This is a genomic window from Pseudomonas sp. JBR1 (assembly GCF_028198185.1).
In the GTDB taxonomy this organism is placed as follows: Bacteria; Pseudomonadota; Gammaproteobacteria; order Pseudomonadales; family Pseudomonadaceae; genus Chryseomonas; species Chryseomonas oryzihabitans_E.
In genome coordinates, this window is the sequence record NZ_CP116340.1 from 3,221,602 (window position 1) to 3,239,565 (window position 17,964).

At 61.8% G+C, this 17,964-nt stretch carries 15 protein-coding genes; 13 read left to right on the forward strand and 2 right to left on the reverse strand.

All coding sequences use genetic code 11. The annotated features are described in order from the left end of the window. Positions 1-17 precede the first annotated feature (17 nt). The 7 genes from PJ259_RS14925 to PJ259_RS14955 are packed head-to-tail and all read left to right on the forward strand — an operon-like array spanning position 18 to position 8,739. Positions 18-1,553, forward strand: a complete 1,536-nt coding sequence (locus tag PJ259_RS14925; protein ID WP_059316585.1) for a lipopolysaccharide biosynthesis protein — start codon at positions 18-20, stop codon at positions 1,551-1,553. A gap of 1 nt (position 1,554) precedes the next feature. Beyond that, positions 1,555-2,490: a glycosyltransferase family 2 protein gene (locus tag PJ259_RS14930; RefSeq protein ID WP_059316586.1), complete on the forward strand. Its 936-nt coding sequence runs from the start codon at positions 1,555-1,557 to the stop codon at positions 2,488-2,490. Between the two features lie 58 nt (positions 2,491-2,548). After that, positions 2,549-4,762: a polysaccharide biosynthesis tyrosine autokinase gene (locus tag PJ259_RS14935; protein WP_271653340.1), complete on the forward strand. Its 2,214-nt coding sequence runs from the start codon at positions 2,549-2,551 to the stop codon at positions 4,760-4,762. A gap of 49 nt (positions 4,763-4,811) precedes the next feature. Further along, the gene (rfaH, locus tag PJ259_RS14940; protein WP_059316588.1) at positions 4,812-5,342 is read left to right on the forward strand and encodes a transcription/translation regulatory transformer protein RfaH; all 531 of its coding nucleotides are present in this window, start codon (positions 4,812-4,814) and stop codon (positions 5,340-5,342) included. A gap of 35 nt (positions 5,343-5,377) precedes the next feature. Beyond that, positions 5,378-6,376, forward strand: a complete 999-nt coding sequence (locus PJ259_RS14945) for a glycosyltransferase (protein ID WP_271653341.1) — start codon at positions 5,378-5,380, stop codon at positions 6,374-6,376. Beyond that, positions 6,373-7,620: a glycosyltransferase family 4 protein gene (locus tag PJ259_RS14950; RefSeq protein WP_271653342.1), complete on the forward strand. Its 1,248-nt coding sequence runs from the start codon at positions 6,373-6,375 to the stop codon at positions 7,618-7,620. Before PJ259_RS14945 ends, PJ259_RS14950 begins: the two co-directional genes overlap by 4 nt. A gap of 30 nt (positions 7,621-7,650) precedes the next feature. Beyond that, the gene (locus PJ259_RS14955) at positions 7,651-8,739 is read left to right on the forward strand and encodes a glycosyltransferase family 4 protein (protein WP_271653343.1); all 1,089 of its coding nucleotides are present in this window, start codon (positions 7,651-7,653) and stop codon (positions 8,737-8,739) included. A 109-nt stretch (positions 8,740-8,848) separates the two neighbouring features. Here PJ259_RS14955 and PJ259_RS14960 read toward each other — a convergent pair whose 3' ends face one another. Further along, positions 8,849-9,163 carry a hypothetical protein gene (locus PJ259_RS14960; RefSeq protein WP_271653344.1) on the reverse strand — a complete coding sequence of 105 codons (315 nt, stop codon included), beginning with the start codon at positions 9,161-9,163 and terminating at the stop codon, positions 8,849-8,851. Between PJ259_RS14960 and PJ259_RS14965 the strand changes: the two genes are divergently transcribed. Continuing rightward, positions 9,143-10,342, forward strand: a complete 1,200-nt coding sequence (locus tag PJ259_RS14965; RefSeq protein WP_271653345.1) for a glycosyltransferase family 4 protein — start codon at positions 9,143-9,145, stop codon at positions 10,340-10,342. The genes PJ259_RS14960 and PJ259_RS14965 overlap by 21 nt on opposite strands. A 3-nt stretch (positions 10,343-10,345) precedes the next feature. Here PJ259_RS14965 and PJ259_RS14970 read toward each other — a convergent pair whose 3' ends face one another. Continuing rightward, on the reverse strand, positions 10,346-11,209 hold the full coding sequence (locus PJ259_RS14970) for an isocitrate lyase/PEP mutase family protein (protein WP_059316594.1): 864 nt from the start codon (positions 11,207-11,209) through the stop codon (positions 10,346-10,348). 272 nt (positions 11,210-11,481) lie between these two features. Between PJ259_RS14970 and PJ259_RS14975 the strand changes: the two genes are divergently transcribed. From PJ259_RS14975 to PJ259_RS14995, 5 genes are all read left to right on the forward strand, one after another. Continuing rightward, the gene (locus PJ259_RS14975) at positions 11,482-12,720 is read left to right on the forward strand and encodes a methyltransferase (RefSeq protein ID WP_271655874.1); all 1,239 of its coding nucleotides are present in this window, start codon (positions 11,482-11,484) and stop codon (positions 12,718-12,720) included. 136 nt (positions 12,721-12,856) lie between these two features. Then, positions 12,857-13,069: a hypothetical protein gene (locus PJ259_RS14980; RefSeq protein WP_059316596.1), complete on the forward strand. Its 213-nt coding sequence runs from the start codon at positions 12,857-12,859 to the stop codon at positions 13,067-13,069. A gap of 470 nt (positions 13,070-13,539) precedes the next feature. Further along, complete coding sequence (locus tag PJ259_RS14985) at positions 13,540-14,949, forward strand: undecaprenyl-phosphate glucose phosphotransferase (protein WP_059316597.1); 1,410 nt, start codon at positions 13,540-13,542, stop codon at positions 14,947-14,949. A gap of 160 nt (positions 14,950-15,109) precedes the next feature. Next, entirely contained in the window at positions 15,110-15,547 is a 438-nt protein-coding gene (locus PJ259_RS14990) for a low molecular weight protein-tyrosine-phosphatase (protein ID WP_082696400.1), read from the forward strand. Between the two features lie 15 nt (positions 15,548-15,562). Beyond that, positions 15,563-17,779: a polysaccharide biosynthesis tyrosine autokinase gene (locus tag PJ259_RS14995; RefSeq protein WP_059316599.1), complete on the forward strand. Its 2,217-nt coding sequence runs from the start codon at positions 15,563-15,565 to the stop codon at positions 17,777-17,779. Positions 17,780-17,964: the final 185 nt, after the last annotated feature.

Sequence of the window (17,964 nt, forward strand, 5' to 3'; positions counted from 1 at the left end):
CTGGCCCGCTATCTCTCATGACCAGTCCCGCGAAAGTGTCGGTGTTGCGTAACACCCTGATCAACTATGCCGGCCAAGCCTATGCGCTGCTGATCGGCATCTTGATCCAACCGATGTATCTCGGTCATCTGGGTGCCGAAACCTACGGTCTGATCGGCTTCTTCGCCGTGCTGCAGACCTGGCTGCAACTGCTCGACGTCGGCATTTCCGCCTCGCTGGTCCGCGACGTCGCCCACGGCCGTGGCCAGACGGGCGCGGCGGGTACCCGCGGCCAGCTGCTGCGGTCACTGGAATTCATCTTCATTCCCCTGGCGACCCTGGCCTTCGTCGCCATCGAGCTGAATTCCAACTGGATGGCGGCCCATTGGCTCAACGTCCAGGGCCTGCCCACGGAAACCGTGGCCCACTGCATTGGCCTGATGGGGCTGATGATCGCCTTTCGCCTGCTGTCGACGCTGTACAAGAGCGGCGTCCAAGGTGTCGAGCTGCACGGCTGGCTGAATCTGGTCAACGTGCTGATCGCCACGGTGCGCTACTTCGGCGGCCTGATCCTGGTGATGTGGATTTCCCAGGAGCCCCTGGACTTCTTTGTGTTCCAGGCCTTCGTCGCCGTCTTTGAGATGCTGGTCTATGCGCTCAAGGCCTATCGCCTGCTGCCCAACCCCACCTGGTGGAGCGGTTTCGACTGGCAACGCGTGAAGCCCATCGTGCCCTTCGCGCTGAGCATGTCCTTCACCTCGATCCTGTGGATCGCCCTGACCCAGCTCGACAAGCTGGTGCTGTCCAAGGCCCTGCCGCTGTCCGAATACGGCTACTTCAGCCTGGTGGCGCTGATCTCCACCGGCATCGTCACCCTGACCAACCCGTTGGTGCAGGCGCTGCTGCCACGCATGACGGTACTGGTATCCCAGGAGAAACCGCTCGAACTGGAAAGGCTCTATCGCAACGCGGCACGCTTTGCCTTCGGCATCCTGCTGCCCCTGGCGGCCATGGTGGCCTTCCACGGCGAGGCGCTGGTCTTTGCCTGGACCGGCGACAAGGTCTCCGCCCACTGGAGCGAGCCGATCCTGTTCTGGTACGCCCTGGGCTCCGCCCTGCTCGCCCTCAGCCAGTTCCAGTTCTACCTGCAGTACGCCTACGGCAAGTTGCGCCTGCACGTCTGGTACAGCCTGGTCTCCGCGGCCATCTCCGTGCCCATCGTGATCCTGGTGGTCCTGCATTACGGCGCCTATGGCGCGGCGCTGGCCTGGTTCTTCATGCGCCTGATCCCCTTCGTGATCTGGCCGATGATCGTCCACGGCCGCTTCGCGCCGAATCTGCAGCGCTACTGGAACCAGGATCTGCTGGTGGCCGTGGTGGTGACCGCCATCGGCGTGGGCCTGAGCAAGCTGCTGTACCAACAGATTCAACCGCAGGAGCGGTTTTCCATCCTGGCCACCCTTGCCCTGGGCGGCGGACTGACCCTGGTGCTGATGGCGCTGAGCTACGTGCTCTGTTCTCCGAAACAGACCCGTACGCGCCTGTTTTCCCAACTCTACAAAGCAGGTATCTGACATGGACGCTCGGACCGAAGCAGAGATCATGAAGAACTGGCCTACCGACTCCAGTCGGCCAGTCGTCAGCGTCGTCTGCCTGACCTTCAACCATCGTGACTACATCGCCCAGGCCATCGATGGCTTCCTGCGGCAACAGACCAATTTCCCCTTCGAGATCATCATCAACGATGACGCCTCGACCGATGGTACCCGGGACGTTCTCAAGGACTACGAGAGCCGTTACCCCAAACTGATCCGCCTGATCCTGCAACAGGAAAACCAGTACAGCCTGGGCAAGCCCTATGGCATGCCGGTCTTCCAGCACGCCCGCGGCGACTACATCGCCTACTGCGAAGGCGACGACTACTGGAACGACCCGCGCAAGCTGCAGCTGCAGGTGGATTTCCTGGAAAACAATCGGGACTACGCCCTGACCTTCCATGCCTCCTATGCCTTCAACAGCAAGGGCATCGTCAATCCGCAGCGCTTCGATGGCCAGGATCACTACGACCGCAGCGAGACCGAGCTGAAGCAGGCCCTGCCGCTGTCCACCCTGACCGCCTGCTTCCGCAATGTCCTGCGGGGACTGCCGCCGGAACTGGAAACCGCCGCGCTCATGGACATCGTCTGGTGGTCGCTGCTGGGCGCCCATGGCAAGGGCAAGTTCATGGAGGAAATCCGTCCGGCCGCCTACCGCGTGCACGAGGGTGGCATCTTCTCCATGCGCGCCAGCCAGAAGCGCCTGCAGATGGATCTCCATACCCAGTACTGCCTCGCCAACTACTACTACCGCCTCGGCGACAGAGACCTGCACATCTTCTTCCTGCGCCAGGTCCTGAGTCTTTCGCTGTCCTCGATTCCGCCGACCCAGAAGGTCAAGGCGCTGCTTCGAGCGGTGTGCAACATCACTGTGAACATCGGGCGACGCTTCGCCCCCAAACGCGTCACCTACTGAACTTACCCATAGCAGTTTTCCGGCTGCGACGTATCCAGCTAAGAGGAAGGGATCCCCCATGACCGCCATGCAGCGCTCTTCGTTCGAACAACACGAAGAACAACATCTGGACCTCAAGACGATGGCCCTCACGCTTCTCGATCACAAGAAGCTGATCGCGGGCATCACCGCGGGCTTTCTGGCCGTGGGCATCACCTATGCCGTGCTGTCCACCCCGCAGTACATCGCCGGGGCGATGATCCAGATCGAACCCAAGAAGAATGCACTCACGGCGGTTGCCGAGACCGTGGTGCGCCCCAACTCGGCCTCGCCGGCGGTAGCCGAGATCGAGCTGCTGAAGTCGCGCGCGGTGCTGACCAAGACCGTGGAGAACCTGCGCCTGGATATCGAAGCCAAGCCACGCTTCTTCCCGCTGATCGGCCACTACCTGTGGCGGACCTACGAAGCCGACAAGCCGGGTCAACTGGCGGACAGCTGGTCGCCGCTGCGCGGTTTCGCCTGGGGCGGCGAGCAGATCGACGTCTTCCAGTTCGACGTTCCGGACGACATGTACGGCGAGACCCTGACGGTCGTGGCCGGCAACAACGGTCGCTATCGCCTGCTGGACAAGGACAAGCAGCCGCTGCTGGATGGCCAGGTCGGCCAGATGGCCAGCGGTAACGGCTATCGCATGCAGATCAAGACGCTGACCGCGCGTCCTGGCACCGAATTCAAGGTGACCCGCAACCGCGTCATCACCACCGCCCAGCTCTATCAGAACCGCATCAAGACCAGCGAAGCGGGCAAGGAATCGGGCATCATCTACCTGTCCCTGGCGGACGAGAATCCCGAACTGGCCAAGAGCGTCCTGTCCGAGATCAGCCGCCTGTACGTGCTGCAGAACGTCGAGCGCAGCTCGGCGGAAGCGGCGCAGCGCCTGGATTTCCTGCGCGGCCAGCTGCCAGCGGTACGCAAGGACCTGGAAAGTGCCGAAGCGGCGCTGAACAGCTATCAGACCAACAGCCGCTCCGTGGACATCAGCCTGGAAACCAAGGCGGTCCTGGACAAGATCGTCACCCTCGACAGCTCCATCTCCCAGCTCAAGCTCAAGCAGGCTGAATACGATCGCCTCTATACCCGCGATCACCCCAGCTACAAGACCCTGCTGAACCAGCTCGCCCAGCTGGAAGTGGAAAAACGTAGCCTGTCGCGCAAGGTGGAAGCCCTGCCCAGCACCCAGCAGGAGCTGCTGCGCCTGAACCGCGACATGAAGGTCACCAACCAGACCTATCAGCTGCTGCTCAACCAGGCCCAGGAACAGGACATCATCCGCGCCGGCACCATCGGCAACGTGCGCCTGGTCGACAACGCCGACGTCAACCTCGACGAACCGGCCACCAACCGCAAGATCGCGCTGATCCTGTCGCTGCTGCTGGGCCTGGTGACGTCCGTCGTGGTGGTCTTCGTTCGCCAGGCCTTCCAGAAGGGCATCGAGAATCCCGACACCGTCGAGCAGATCGGCCTGCCGGTCTACTCCACCCTGCCCTTCACCAAGGACCAGGAGCGCCTGAACCGTCGCCTGAAGAAGAAGACCCGCACCGGCGAGCCCAATCTGCTGAGCGTGGTGCAACCGGCCAACCTGGCGGTGGAATCCCTGCGCAGCCTGCGTTCGAGCCTGCACTTCGCCATGCTGGAAGCCAAGAACCGGGTGATCATGATTTCCAGCCCGACCCCGGGCGTCGGCAAATCCTTCGTCTCCAGCAACCTCGCCGTGGTAGTCGCCCAGTCGGGTCAGCGCGTACTGCTGATCGACGCCGACATGCGCAAGGGCTACCTGCACCGCGTGTTCGGCCTGCAGCCCCAGGCCGGCCTGTCCGAACTGCTGACCGGCCGCAGCAAGCTACGCGAAACCATCGTGCCGAGCGGTGTCGCCCAGCTGGATGTCATCGGCTGCGGTCAGGCCGCGCCGAATCCCTCGGAGCTGCTGATGCATGCCAACTTCTCCCGCCTGCTGGACGAAGTGGGCAGCCTCTATGACCTGGTGATCGTCGATACCCCGCCGATCCTGGCGGTGACCGATGCCGCCCTGGTGGGTCGTCTGGCCGGTACCACGCTGCTGGTCACCCGTTTCGGCCAGAGCACCCTCAAGGCCGTGGAGAACTCCCGTCGTCGCTTCGCCCAGAACGGCATCACCATCAAGGGCGCCATCCTCAACGGGGTTCAGCGCAAGGCGTCGATGGCCATCGAGGACGATGGCGCCTATGGCTACTACGAATACGGCCCCCGTACCTGATCCGCCGCTCCGCCGCGACTGACTGCTTCCCAGAGAAGGAACTCACCCCATGACGCTCGCCCATCCCACCGGTCACTGGTATCTGGTGCAGACCAAGCCCAACCAGGAAGCCCGGGCTGAAGAAAACCTGAGCAGACAGGGCTATGTCTGCTTCAGGCCCCAGCGCGAGCGCAAGGCGTCGGGTAGAAGTCGCGCGGCAGGCAGCGAGTCGCTGTTCCCGGGTTATCTGTTCATTCAGCTCAACGATGTGAACGACAACTGGTATCCCATCCGCTCGACGCGCGGCGTCAATCGGATCGTCAGCTTCGGCACTCAGCCGACGGCCGTGAGCGAAGGCATCATCGACGACATCCGCCAGCGGCTCGCCACGCTGGCGGAGCCTGCTCCTACCCACCAGCCCGGCGAGACCGTGCGGGTGCAGTACAGCCAGGCGCTGGAAATGGACGCGGTTTTCCTGAGCGCCGACGGTAACGAGCGGGCAATCATCCTGCTCCGCATCCTGCAGCGCGAACAACGGGTCAGCGTTTCTCTTGATCAATTGTCGGCAGCGACTCCCGTCAACCAACGGTTGCGCGCCTGACCAAGAACTGTAAGACCCTTTGGAGGAGTCTCTTCATGCAATGCAAAACCACGGTCGTTACCGTCACCTACGGCAATCGCCTCGGCTATCTGGAGCAGCTGGTCACCCGCGCCCTGGCCGAACGCACCATTCACCAGGTCGTGGTGGTGAGCAACGCGGCGACGGTATCCCTGGATAGCCTCGAAGCCCGCTGGCCCGGCCAGGTCAAGGTGATCGCCCTGAGCGAAAACACCGGGTCCGCCAACGGTTACGCCGTGGCCCTGGAAGCCGCCCTGGCCACCGACACCACCCATATCTGGATGATGGACGACGACAACGCCCCCATGGGCGATGCCCTCGAGGTGCTGCATCGCCGTCTCGACGAACTCGGGGCCGTCCATGGCCGCGACAAGGTCGCCGTGCTCGGCTACCGGCCGACCCAGCAGGCCGACATCGCCCAGTGCATTCCCACCCGGATGATCACCCAGCCGCGTTCGAGCTACTTCGGCTTCCACGTGGCCCGCATTCCCTACAAGATCTGGCGCCGCCTGCCTTGGGGCCGTCCGCGCGGCGGCAAGCCGGAAGCCCTGGTCGAGCTGCCCTTCGCGCCCTATGGCGGCATGCTGGCCCACCGCAGCCTCTATGAGCGCATCGGCCTGCCGCTGCGTGAGCTGGTGCTCTACTCCGACGACACCGAGTACACCTACCGCATCACCCAGGCCGGCGGAAAGCTGTTCATGGTCACCGAGGCCGAGCTCGAAGAGCTGGAGCACTCGTGGAACATCAAGGAAGGCACCAGCAACGTCTACCAGAACTACCTGCAGGCCGGCTCGGACTTCCGCGCCTACTACGCCGCCCGTAACCAGGCCTGGTTCGACAAGAACGTCTGGGCCAGCTCCCGGCCGATGTACAGCCTCAACCGCTACGTCTTCCACACGCTGCTCAAGTGGTTCGCACGCGACGACAAGAGCCGCCAACGTCTGGCCCTGATCCGGCAGGCGGTCCAGGACGGCGAAACCGGGGCCCTGGGTATAAACCGCAGCTATCCACTATGAAACTGCTCTTTCTCAACAGCTTCTATCCGCCCCATGTGGGCGGAGGCGCAGAGCTCATCCTGCAACGCAGCGTGGAAGGCTTCCAGCAGCGCGGCCACGAGGTCTCCGTGCTGGTGACCGGCCCCGAGCAGGGTGTGCACCAGGAGACGGTGAACGACGTTCGCGTCTATCGCGCCGGGCTGAAGAATTTCTACTGGCCCCTGACCCAGCAGCGCCCCGGTCCGCTGGCGCGCTTCGGCTGGCACTTTCGCGACCAGTACAACAGCGCGATGCGCGCACCCCTGCGCGAGGTGCTGCAACGGGAAAAACCGGATCTGGTGGTGTGCCACAACCTGTCCGGCTGGTCGGTAGCGGCCTGGGACGAGATTCGCGACAGCGGTACCCCCATCGTCCAGGTGCTGCACGACATGTATCTGCTGTGCCCGAAGAACACCCTGTTCAAGAAGGGCCAGAGCTGCCAGAACCTTTGTGGCAGCTGTGCCGCCCTGCGTCGGCCCCACGCCGAGCATTCCGCCAAGGTGGATGCCGTCGTTGGTGTCAGCCGCTACCTGCTGGACACCATCCTGCACAAGGGCTACTTCCGCGGCGTGCCGAGCCAGGTCATCCACAACAGCAGCCTGATCGCCGGCAGCACCGCGGAGATCCCGGCAGCCAGGTCCGACGGCGCCGTCCGCTTCGGCTACATGGGCACGCTGTCGGAAAACAAGGGCGTGGGTTGGCTGATCGAGCAGTTCCAGCGCCTGTCGCTCAACGCGACCCTAACCATCGCCGGCAAGGGCCAACTGGATTACGAAGCCCAGCTCAAAGCCATGGCCGACCCCCAGAAGGTCAGCTTCGTCGGCTATCAGAAGCCTGCGGACTTCTATCGAGAGATCGACGTCTTCGTGGCGCCTTCGCTATGGGCCGAGCCCTTCGGCATGGTCGCCGTCGAGGCCTGCGCCTTCCAGAAGCCGGTCATCGCCAGCCGCATGGGCGGCCTGCCGGAGATCGTCAGGGATGGCGTGAACGGCCTGCTCTGCAATGCCGAGGACCGCGATTCCCTGGGACGTGCCCTGCAACGCCTGCATGACGATGCCGAGCTGCGGCAGCGACTGAGTCTGCTGAGCCGGACCGCGGTGGCTGACCTGCTCAGCATGGACACCATGCTCGACAGTTACCAGAGCCTCTTCGAGCGCGTCCTGGGCGAGGCGCAGCATGGCTCGACCGCGGCGCGTCACGTTCCTCATACACAGCTTTCCAACTGATCCACCCAGGTCACGGCAACGGGCAGAATCATGATCATCGTCAATTCCCGCTTCATCACCCAGGATCTTCGCGGCGTTCAACGCTTCGCGGAATGCATATCGCTGGAGCTGGCGAAGCTGCGATCCGACCTGCGCTTCGTGGCGCCGCCCGGCGTCGTCAGGCCCGACGTGGCCAAGCGACTGAGCATCGAAATCATCGGCACTCGCCAAGGCCAGCGCTGGGAGCAATGGGACCTGCCGAACTGGTTGAAAAGCCAGGGCAGCCCCCTGCTGCTGTCGCTGTGCAGCACGGCGCCGCTGCTCTACACCAACCAGATCGCCACGCACCACGACATCAACTATGTGCGCTTTCCCGAAAGCTATTCGTGGAAATTCCGCACCTCGTATCGCTGCCTGATCCCCATGCTACTCAAGCGGGCGAACTCCCTGATCACCGTCAGCGAATTCTCCCGGGACGAGATCTCGCGCTTCTATCGCTATCCGAGCAGCTCGATCACGGTCGTGCCCAACGCCGTGGCCGACGCCTTCACCCTGGCAGATCGGGTCGCTGGCGCAGAACGCCCCTATCTGCTGGCGGTGTCCTCGCCCAGCTACCACAAGAATTTCTCGCGGATGCTGGAAGCCTTCGCCGCGCTGCCCCGGGATCTGAACGTCGAATTGCGCATCGTGGGTGACAGCCACGCCGTGTTCGGCCAGAGCGATCTAGTGACCCTGGCCGCCCAGGATCCTCGGGTGAAGCTGCTCGGCCGCATCGACGACGCGGAACTGGCTCGCCAGTATCGCCAGGCCACCGCCTTCGTCTTCCCGTCGCTCTACGAGGGGTTCGGCATCCCGCCCCTCGAAGCCCAGGCGTGCGGCTGCCCGGTGATCTCCGCCAACACCGCCTCCATGCCGGAGGTGCTGCAGGACAGCGTGCTCTACTTCGATCCCCACGAGACCTCCAGCATCACCACGGCGATGTGGACCATCCTGCAGGACGAGCAACTCAGGAACACGCTGCGCACCAAGGGCCTGGCCAATATCCAGCGCTTCAACTGGCAGACCTCCGCGAGCAAGGTCTCCGCGCTGCTGGACAAGGCCCTGGCAACAGCACCCAAAACCGCCGCCAAGGCCGCCTGAAAAGCACACCACGACACTAGATCAGTGACCAAGAGAACTCATGGAAGAGACATGCAAAGCCACGGAAGGCCAGAGTTGTTCCTCTGCCCCCCTGACTCTCGAGAACGCCTCATGCGAGTCCGGACACGTCGTGCAGGCCGCTGATCGCCACGTCCTGGAAGGTGGCTCGAACAACACTGCGGTCGCGGCCGCGGAGCACCTGGAAAACGCCTACTTTTTCGAAAAGCCTGCAACCGACGCCGTCTTTGCGAAAAGCCCAAACATCAAGTTGCACGAACTCGAAAGCGCCGTGGAAGGCATCGAGATTACCCGGCTGCCCTGGGGATATGCAGTGACCAGAAAAACCAGCACTCCATGAATCAGCACCAGCACTTGATTTCATTTCACGCTTAAGGAAGACGACATGAAAATCGCCATCGTTCACGACTGGTTGGTAACCTTTGCTGGCGCCGAACGCGTGCTTGCTGAACTGCTCGATATCTGGCCGGAGGCCGACCTGTTCAGCGTGATCGACTTTCTGTCGGACGAGGATCGGGCGCTCCTGCAAGGCAAGCAGGCGACCACGACCTTCATCCAGCGTCTGCCGCAGGCCAAGAAGCGCTATCAGACCTATCTGCCGCTCATGCCGCACGCCATCGAGCAACTCGACCTGTCCGGCTATGACCTGATCATTTCCAGCAGCCATGCAGTGGCCAAGGGCGTCCTGACCGGCCCGGACCAGCTGCACATCAGCTACGTCCACTCGCCCATCCGCTACGCCTGGGACCTGCAACACCAGTACCTCAAGGAAGCCGGTCTGGACCGCGGCCTAAAGGGCAAGCTGGCGCGCGTCATCCTGCACTACATCCGCATCTGGGATCAGCGCACCGCCGCTGGCGTGGACGCCTTCGTGGCCAACTCCCACTTCATCGCCCGTCGCATCAGCAAGGCCTATCGCCGCGAAGCCAAGGTCATCTACCCGCCGGTCGACATCAGCCGCTTCACCCCAGCTGGCGACAAGGACGACTTCTACCTGACGGCCTCGCGCATGGTGCCCTACAAGCGCATGCCCATGATCGTCGAAGCCTTCAGCCAGATGCCCGACAAGAAGCTGGTGGTGATCGGCGCCGGCCCCGAGTTCGAAAAGGCCAAGGAAGTCGCCGGCCCCAACGTCACGCTGCTGGGTTACCAGGACTTCGACTGCCTGCTCGATCACATGCGCCGAGCACGGGCCTTCGTCTTCGCCGCCGAGGAAGACTTCGGCATTACCCCCATCGAAGCCCAGGCCTGCGGTACGCCCGTCATCGCCTATGGCCGAGGTGGCGTGCTGGAGACCGTGCGGGGCCTGGAAACTCAGCATCCCACCGGCGTCTTCTATCCGGAGCAGAGCGTGGCCTCACTCTGTGCCGCCGTGCGCCAGTTCGAAGCCCTGGAAACGCCGATCAGCCAGCAGGCGTGCCGACAGAACGCCGAACGCTTCGCGACCAAGCGTTTCCGTCAGGAAATGCGTGCCTTCGTCGAAGCCCGGGTTGCCGCGCTGCATCTGCCAACCGACCTGGATCTGGATATCGTGACGCCCTTTCCCAGCAAGGGCCTGCAGCCGAGTTCGCTGAACACGGCCTGATCGTTACTCCTTCACGTCCATGAATTCCCGCGCCCAGACTCGATATTCCTGCAATGTCGAGTACTTGGTGGACAGCTCGGAAGCGGACAGATCGGACGCCGTGATGTCGCGCTGCTCTCGCAGGCAATCGTAGGTCGCCTTGATCGCGGCGAAGTAGGCGGCATGACCATTCACCACCACCCGTACCCCGGCCTTGGCCAGGCGTGCGTTGTCGCGCAACTGGGGATTGCCGTAGGTCACCAGCATCACCGGGACGGTCAGGTGCTGGGTAATCTCTTCCAGATGATCGAAGTCGCGAATGCCGACCATGCAGATGCCGTCCGCGCCCGCCGCCTCGTAGGCCTTGGTGCGGGAGATGACTTCCGCGGTGCTCAGTTCGGTGGCATTGGTGCGAGCGAAGATGCTCAGGGCTTCGTCGATACGGGCTTCCAGCGCACCCTTGATCTTGCCGATGCCCTCTTCGACGCTCACCAGGTCGGTGGATTTGCGACCATAGCCAGCCGGCAGCACGGTGTCCTCGATGGTCAGGGCCGCTACCCCGGCCCGTTCGAGCTCGGTGATGGTACGCATGACGTTCAGGGCATTGCCGTAGCCGTGATCGGCGTCGGCGATGATGGGCAGGCGTGCGACCCGGCCAATGCGCGTGGCCTGTTCGACGAACTCGCTCAGGGTGATCAAGGCAAAGTCCGGTGCCGCCAGGACCTGCAGGGAAGCCACCGACCCGCCGAGAATGCCCATTTCGAAACCGAGGTCGTTGGCGATGCGCGCCGACATGGGATCGAAGACGGACGCCGTGTGGTAGCAGCTGTCCGATTTCAGCAGGGCTCTGAACGCTAAACGCAGCTTGTGCGGGGAGGTTGGCTTCATAGGATTTTCCTTCTGGGAGTTACCGAACAGACAATGTTAGCGCGACAAGTAGTGGTCACACGACCAGATGTCTGGCTTTGAGATAAATCGATTCATCAATCCGACTCATGGTCGACACTCAGCCTCGCGTCCGCGATCGCCAGCAGCTAAGGACCCTCGCCGTATCCAGGACCAGGCCGATGGCCGCTCCTGTACCGGCGCCGAGAGCCGGAAATTTCGATACCCAAGGCGCCCGGGCGACGTGACAATAGCGGCCAGGTCCTGTCTCTCTCCTGCCGATTCTGTCATTGCCTACTGCCATCATGCTCGCCGATGCCTTTCTAGAACGCTTCACCGCCCTGGATCTCTTTCTGACCCGGCATCAGCATCTCTGGCGACCCAGACCCTTCGTCGAACGGGCGCTGGACTGGGAGGCGGGCTACCCGGAGCTGGCCAGCTGGTTGCGGGCCCGCAGTCTGGAAGAGGCCGAAGAGGCCCATAATACGCCGCAACTGCTGGAGGCGCCTGAACCCTTCCGCGGCCTGGCAGCGACGTCGTTAGCCCTCACCCAGGTCAGCGAACACCCAGACAGCCTGGGCGGCGACCTGCCTGGCAGGCAGGACGTCGACGTGCCGGGGCGCAAATGGCTGCAGATCGAAGCCTTCACCCGCAAGCTGGATTTCCAGCAGCCCGTGCAGCGCTGGGTCGACTGGTGCGCCGGCAAGGGACACCTGGCCAGGCACCTGACCCATCGAGGGGCACCGGCCATCTGCCTGGAGGTCGATACGGCGCTGGTCGAGGAGGGAGAAAGGCTCAGCCATCGGGCTCATGCGCCCGTGCACCATTATCAGGCCGATGTGCTCCAACCGCTGGCAACGGCTCAACTCGGCACCCGCGACACGCCCGTCGCCTTGCACGCCTGTGGCGACCTGCACGCACAGCTGCTCAAGGTAACGGCGGAACGCGGGTGTCAGCAGCTGGCCCTGGCGCCCTGCTGCTATGACCGGATCACCGCCGAGGTCTATTGCCCGCTGTCCACGGCAGCCAGGGAGTCGTCGCTTCGCCTGGACCGTGAAGCCCTGCGACTGGCCCTGTGTGAAACCGTCACCGGCGGACAGCGAGTGCGGCGTGACCGGGATCTGTCCATGGCCCGGCGGCTGGGATTCGATCTCTTGCAGCGCGAGCTCAGCGGATGCGATGTCTATCTCAACACCCCACCGCTGCCCAGCCATTGGCTACGCCAACCGTTCTCGGCCTTTGGCGCAGAGCTGGCACGGCGCAAGGCGCTGACCCTTCCCGCCGGTATCGACTGGTCGCTCTGGGAACGCCGGGGCTTCCAGCGACTGGCAGAAGTTCGTAATCTCGAACTGTTGCGTGGCCTGTTCCGCCGTCCGCTGGAGCTCTGGCTGGTACTGGATCAGGCGCTGTTCCTACAGGAACAAGGTTACAGCGTGAAGTTGGCGACCTTCTGTCCGGCCAGCCTGACACCGAGAAATCTGCTGCTGACCGCGGAAAAGCCTGTCTCCGCCTAGGCCACAGCCGCTCTATCCTGCACGTTTGTCGGAATCTGAGCAGGGAAATGTAAAAAATACCTTTTGGTGATGGACTTCTCACAAAGTCTGCACAATAGTTAGATTGCAATCTCGCAAAAAAGCAGGAATAACAAAAATGCGCTACTACCTGCCCGTTTGGACCGGCGTTGCCGGTTGCCTCGTCTTCGCCCAAGCCCAGCTGCCCTGGCTTGCGGTGGCCTCGCTCCTCGTCAGCTGGTCTTTCCTGTTGTTCTCTCCGGATAACTCCAGAAGCTCGGCCTGGCACTCCAAGATCTCCACCCTCCCCGTCAATTCCCCCTTGAGCTTTCAGTCCCACCATCGCCATTGAGGCGTTCCGCAGGCCAGGGACTGGCCTACATCCGACCTGAGCATTCAGCCTGTCTCAATGTTTAGTGAACCGGATCACAAATCCTGCATCCCGCGCTCAAGTCCGACGGAACGTTTTCCCCTCTCGTGCTGCCCGGATAAACCACTCATCGCGTCTTGATGCGATGGAAGTGTGCCGACCGTCCGCCCGCACTGTGACGCACTCCCCCCTTCTTCACATCCCCTCCTCCGCCGCACCTCGTCTGGCGTGCTATTTGCCCTGGTTTGGGCTAGCTCGACAGCGCCTCCCTGCCTTTCTACCGTGTGAACCTCTTAATCAGTGCCGAGTCCTAACGTCGCTACAGCCATCATGGCATTTAGCGATCGGTGGTCAGTCATCGGTCCTAGAGCGCCATAGTGAACATTTCATACGCTGGTAGCTGCCCCGCCCAGTTGAAAGTTCGTGCACGGTATACGCACAAGGATGGAACCATGAATTTGAAAGAACGCGGCATTTTGCATACGAATTCCTCGGCAATCTCGCTCGCACACCGCCTGCTCGACCTCGCCGTGATCACGCTGAGCGCCTATGTGGCAGGTACCTGGGCGTCGGAAACCGGCATGCGTCCCGAGCATTGGGTCGTCATCTTCCTGTCCTTGCTGATCTTCCATTTCCTCACCGAGCTGAACCATGTCTATGGTTCCTGGCGTGGTGAGCGCATCACCGATGAACTGCTCAAGATCGCCACCTACTGGGTGCTGACCTTCGCGACCGTATTCATGGTCGACTACTTCTTCTTCGACCAGTCCTACCTCTCGCCCGGCGTGATGCAGGGCTGGCTGGGCCTGACGCTGGGTACGCTCTGCGGCTATCGCGTGCTGTTGCGCTCGATCATGCACTCGCTGCGCAAGGCCGGCATCAATACCCGCCACGTCGCCATCGCCGGTAATGGCATGGTCGCGCAGCGTCTGGCGCACACCATCAGCACGGCGCCCTGGATGGGCCTGCGCATCGCCGGCTTCTATAGCGACAACCAGGACACCGGCGAAGAAGGCGTGCCCAGCCCCGCCCTGAACGGCGGCCTGGACCAGCTCATGCAGGACGTCCGCTCCGGCCAGGTCGACAAGGTCTACATCACCCTGGGCATGGCCGACCAGAGCAAGATCAACTGGCTGGTCCAGGAGCTGAGCGACACCACGGCGTCCGTCTACATCATTCCGGACATCTTCATGTTCCACCTGCTGCACGCCCGCAGCGAGAGCCTGGATGGCCTGCCCAGCATCAGCATCTTCGATACGCCGATGGATGGCGCCAGCCACATCGTCAAGCGTATCGAGGACATCGTGCTGTCCTCCATCATCCTGGCCATGATCTCCCTGCCCATGCTGGCCATCGCCATCGGCATCAAGATCACCTCGCCCGGCCCGATCTTCTTCAAGCAGAAGCGCTACGGCATGGACGGCAAGCCGATCGAGGTGTGGAAATTCCGCAGCATGAAGGTCATGGAAAACGGCGCCAAGGTTACCCAGGCGACCAAGAATGACACCCGGATCACCCCGTTTGGTGCATTTTTAAGACGTACTTCTCTCGATGAATTGCCTCAATTCATTAATGTACTCCGCGGCGAGATGTCCATCGTCGGCCCGCGTCCCCACGCGGTCGCTCACAACGAGCAATACCGCAAGCTGGTGCAGGGCTACATGCTCCGCCACAAGATGAAGCCCGGCATTACCGGTTGGGCCCAAGTCAATGGCTGGCGCGGCGAAACCGACACCCTGGACAAGATGCAGAAACGGGTCGAGTTCGATCTGGACTATATCCACCACTGGTCTTTCTGGTGGGACGTCAAGATCATCTTCCTCACCCTGTTCAAAGGCTTCATCAATAAGAACGCATACTGAGATACGGCCGGGGCCACGGGCCCCGCTACTCAGCACGACGATCTGGAGCCTGGACTCCTGACTCTAATTACATCGGCAGCGAGCAACGCCTGAAGACAGGCCATTGCTGGGCTATCTGCCGTCGATACCTGTTGTCCGGACAACAGGAAGGTTTTGAAGAATGATCAAGTCAATATTGGTTGTATGCGAAGGGAACATCTGCCGCAGCCCGGTCGCAGAAGCACTACTGGCCAAGGCACTGGAAGGCCGTGACGTCCAGGTCAGCTCCGCTGGTATCAGGGCGCTGGTTGGTCATGGCATTGAGAAGACTGCACAGGAGGTACTCCGGGAAAACGGTATCGATTCCACTACCCACAAAGCTCGCCAAGCGGATGCGGAAATGCTGCGCAAGGCGGATTTGATTTTGACCATGGAAGAGTTTCACTCACGCTCCGTCGAAAGTATTGCTCCTGAAGTCAGGGGTAAGGTTTTTCTGATCGGGAAATGGTTGAGCAATCAAGAAGTACCAGACCCTTATCGCCTTTCTAAAGAGATGTTTCAAAATGTGCACATACTTTTGACGCGCTGTGTAGACAGTTGGCTTCCATACATCAAATAGGGAAGAAGGAATTTCATGACTACGATGCCTCGCTTTACTCCCGAAGTTAAGAACGAGTCGGATATTAACTTTTCCGCACTCTTTGGTATGTTGATCGATTACAAATGGCAACTCCTGTCGGTAATCGGTATTTTCGCCGCGCTCGGTATCGGCTACGCCATATTGGCCACCCCGATGTATTCGTCCAATGCCATGATCCAGATCGAACTGGAAAAGAAGGGCGTTACCCGACTGACCGATACGTCCACCGGCATGCCACCGCCCATGCCCGAGGCGGTGACCGAGATCGAGCTGCTCAAGTCGCGCTCGGTGATCGGCAAGGCGATCGAGAACCTCAAGCTGGATATCGAGGTCAAGCCGCGTTATTTCCCGATGATCGGCAACTTCGTCGCCCGTCGCTTCGAGCCGCAGAATGACACCGACGTCGCCTCCCCCCTGCTCGGCCTGAACAGCTTCGCCTGGGGCGGCGAGAAACTGGTCATCGATCAGCTGGAAGTACCTGACAGCAATCTCGACAAGCCGATGAAGCTGAAGGTCGAGGACAATCAGAACTTCACCGTCTTCAACGCCGATGACGAAGTGGTACTGCACGGTGGCGTTGGTCAGCCCGTGAACAACGCCGGCTACCAGATCAAGGTCGCTACCCTGCAAGCGCGTCCGGGTACCGAGTTCACCATTACCAAGAAGCGCTTCTCCAAGACCATCCAGGAATACCAGGGCCGTATCGTGGCCGGTGAACGCGGCAAGATGTCGGGCATCATCGGCGTCGGCCTGCAGGATCCGGATCCGCTGAAGGCCCAGGCCATCGTCCAGGAAGTGGCGGACATCTATGTTCAGCAGAACATCGATCGCAACGCTGCCGAATCGACCCAGAGCCTGGAGTTCCTGCGCGCCCAGATCCCGGTGGTGAAATCCGACCTGGAAAAGGCCCAGTCCGCGCTGAACTACTACCAGACCAACAAGAAGTCGGTCGACATCGACAGCGAGACCAAGGGCGTCCTGGAACAGACCGTTTCCCTGGATAACCAGATCTCCGAGCTGAACCTCAAGCGCACCGAGATGGACCGCAAGTTCACTCGTCAGCACCCGGCCTACCAGGCGCTGATGAGCCAGTTGGGTCAGCTGCAAGCTGAGCGTGCCAAGCTGCAGAAGCGCGTCGAAGTGCTGCCGGAAACCCAGCAGGAACTGCTGCGCCTGAACCGCGACATCGAGGTGACTGGTCAGACCTACGCCCTGATGCTGAACAAGGCCCAGGAGCTGGAAGTCATTCGCGCCGGTACCGTGGGTAGCGTCCGCATCATCGACAATGCCAACGCCAACGTCGACGATCCTTCGGCCCCCAACAAGCCGCTGATCATCGCCGTCGCCATCATCCTGGGCGGCATCGTCGGCCTGGCCATCGTCTACACCCGCCACACCCTGCGTCGCGGTGTCGAGACTCCGGAAGCCATCGAGCAGATCGGCCTGCCGGTATACGCCTCGATTCCCTACAGCAAGAATCAGGCGGATACCACCAAGGTACTGGGCACCAAGAAGCCGGGCGAATCCTCGCTGACCGCCCTTACCCATCCGACCGATCTGAGCACCGAGGCGCTGCGTAGCCTGCGCACCAGCCTGCACTTCGCCATGATCGAGGCCAAGAACAACATCCTGATGATCTCCGGTCCCAGCCCGGGCGTCGGCAAGTCCTTCGTGTCCTCGAACCTGGCTGCGGTAATCGCCGAGTCCGGCCAACGCGTGCTGCTGATCGACGGCGACATGCGCAAGGGCTACCTGCACAAGCTGATGAACACCAAGCAGCAGGACGGCCTGTCCGATCTGCTCAGTGGCCGTATCGCCCTGAACGATGCCATCAAGAAGACCGAAGTCGGCAGCCTGGATTTCGTCTCTTGCGGCCAGTTCCCGCCGAACCCGTCGGAACTGCTGATGAGCCTGAGATTCACCACCGTGCTGAAGAAATTCAGCGAGCTGTACGACATCGTGATCATCGACACCCCGCCGATCCTGGCAGTGACCGAGGCGGGCATCATCGGCAGCCACGCCGGTACCAGCCTGATCGTCGCACGTTTCGGCGTGAACAGTGTCAAGGAGCTGGAGGCGACCAAGCGCCGCTTCGACCTCAACGGCATTCCGCTCAAGGGTGTGATCTTCAACGCCGTGGAGCGCAAGGCCAGCAACTATGGCTCCTACGGCAACTACCACTACTCCTATGAGCAGGGTAGCCAGAGCTGATGCAGTACCCCGGCTGGACGGCCTGAACGCCGTCCAGCCAATCCCTTCAGGGATCGCGGCAGTATTCGTACAGGCGCATCGAACGACAAGAAACTACCTAACACAGCGAATTCGAAGGGTTCGATCTGGAACCCGGCCACGCTTGGCAGCCTTGGATCTCGACGCTGTACCGGATTGATGATTCT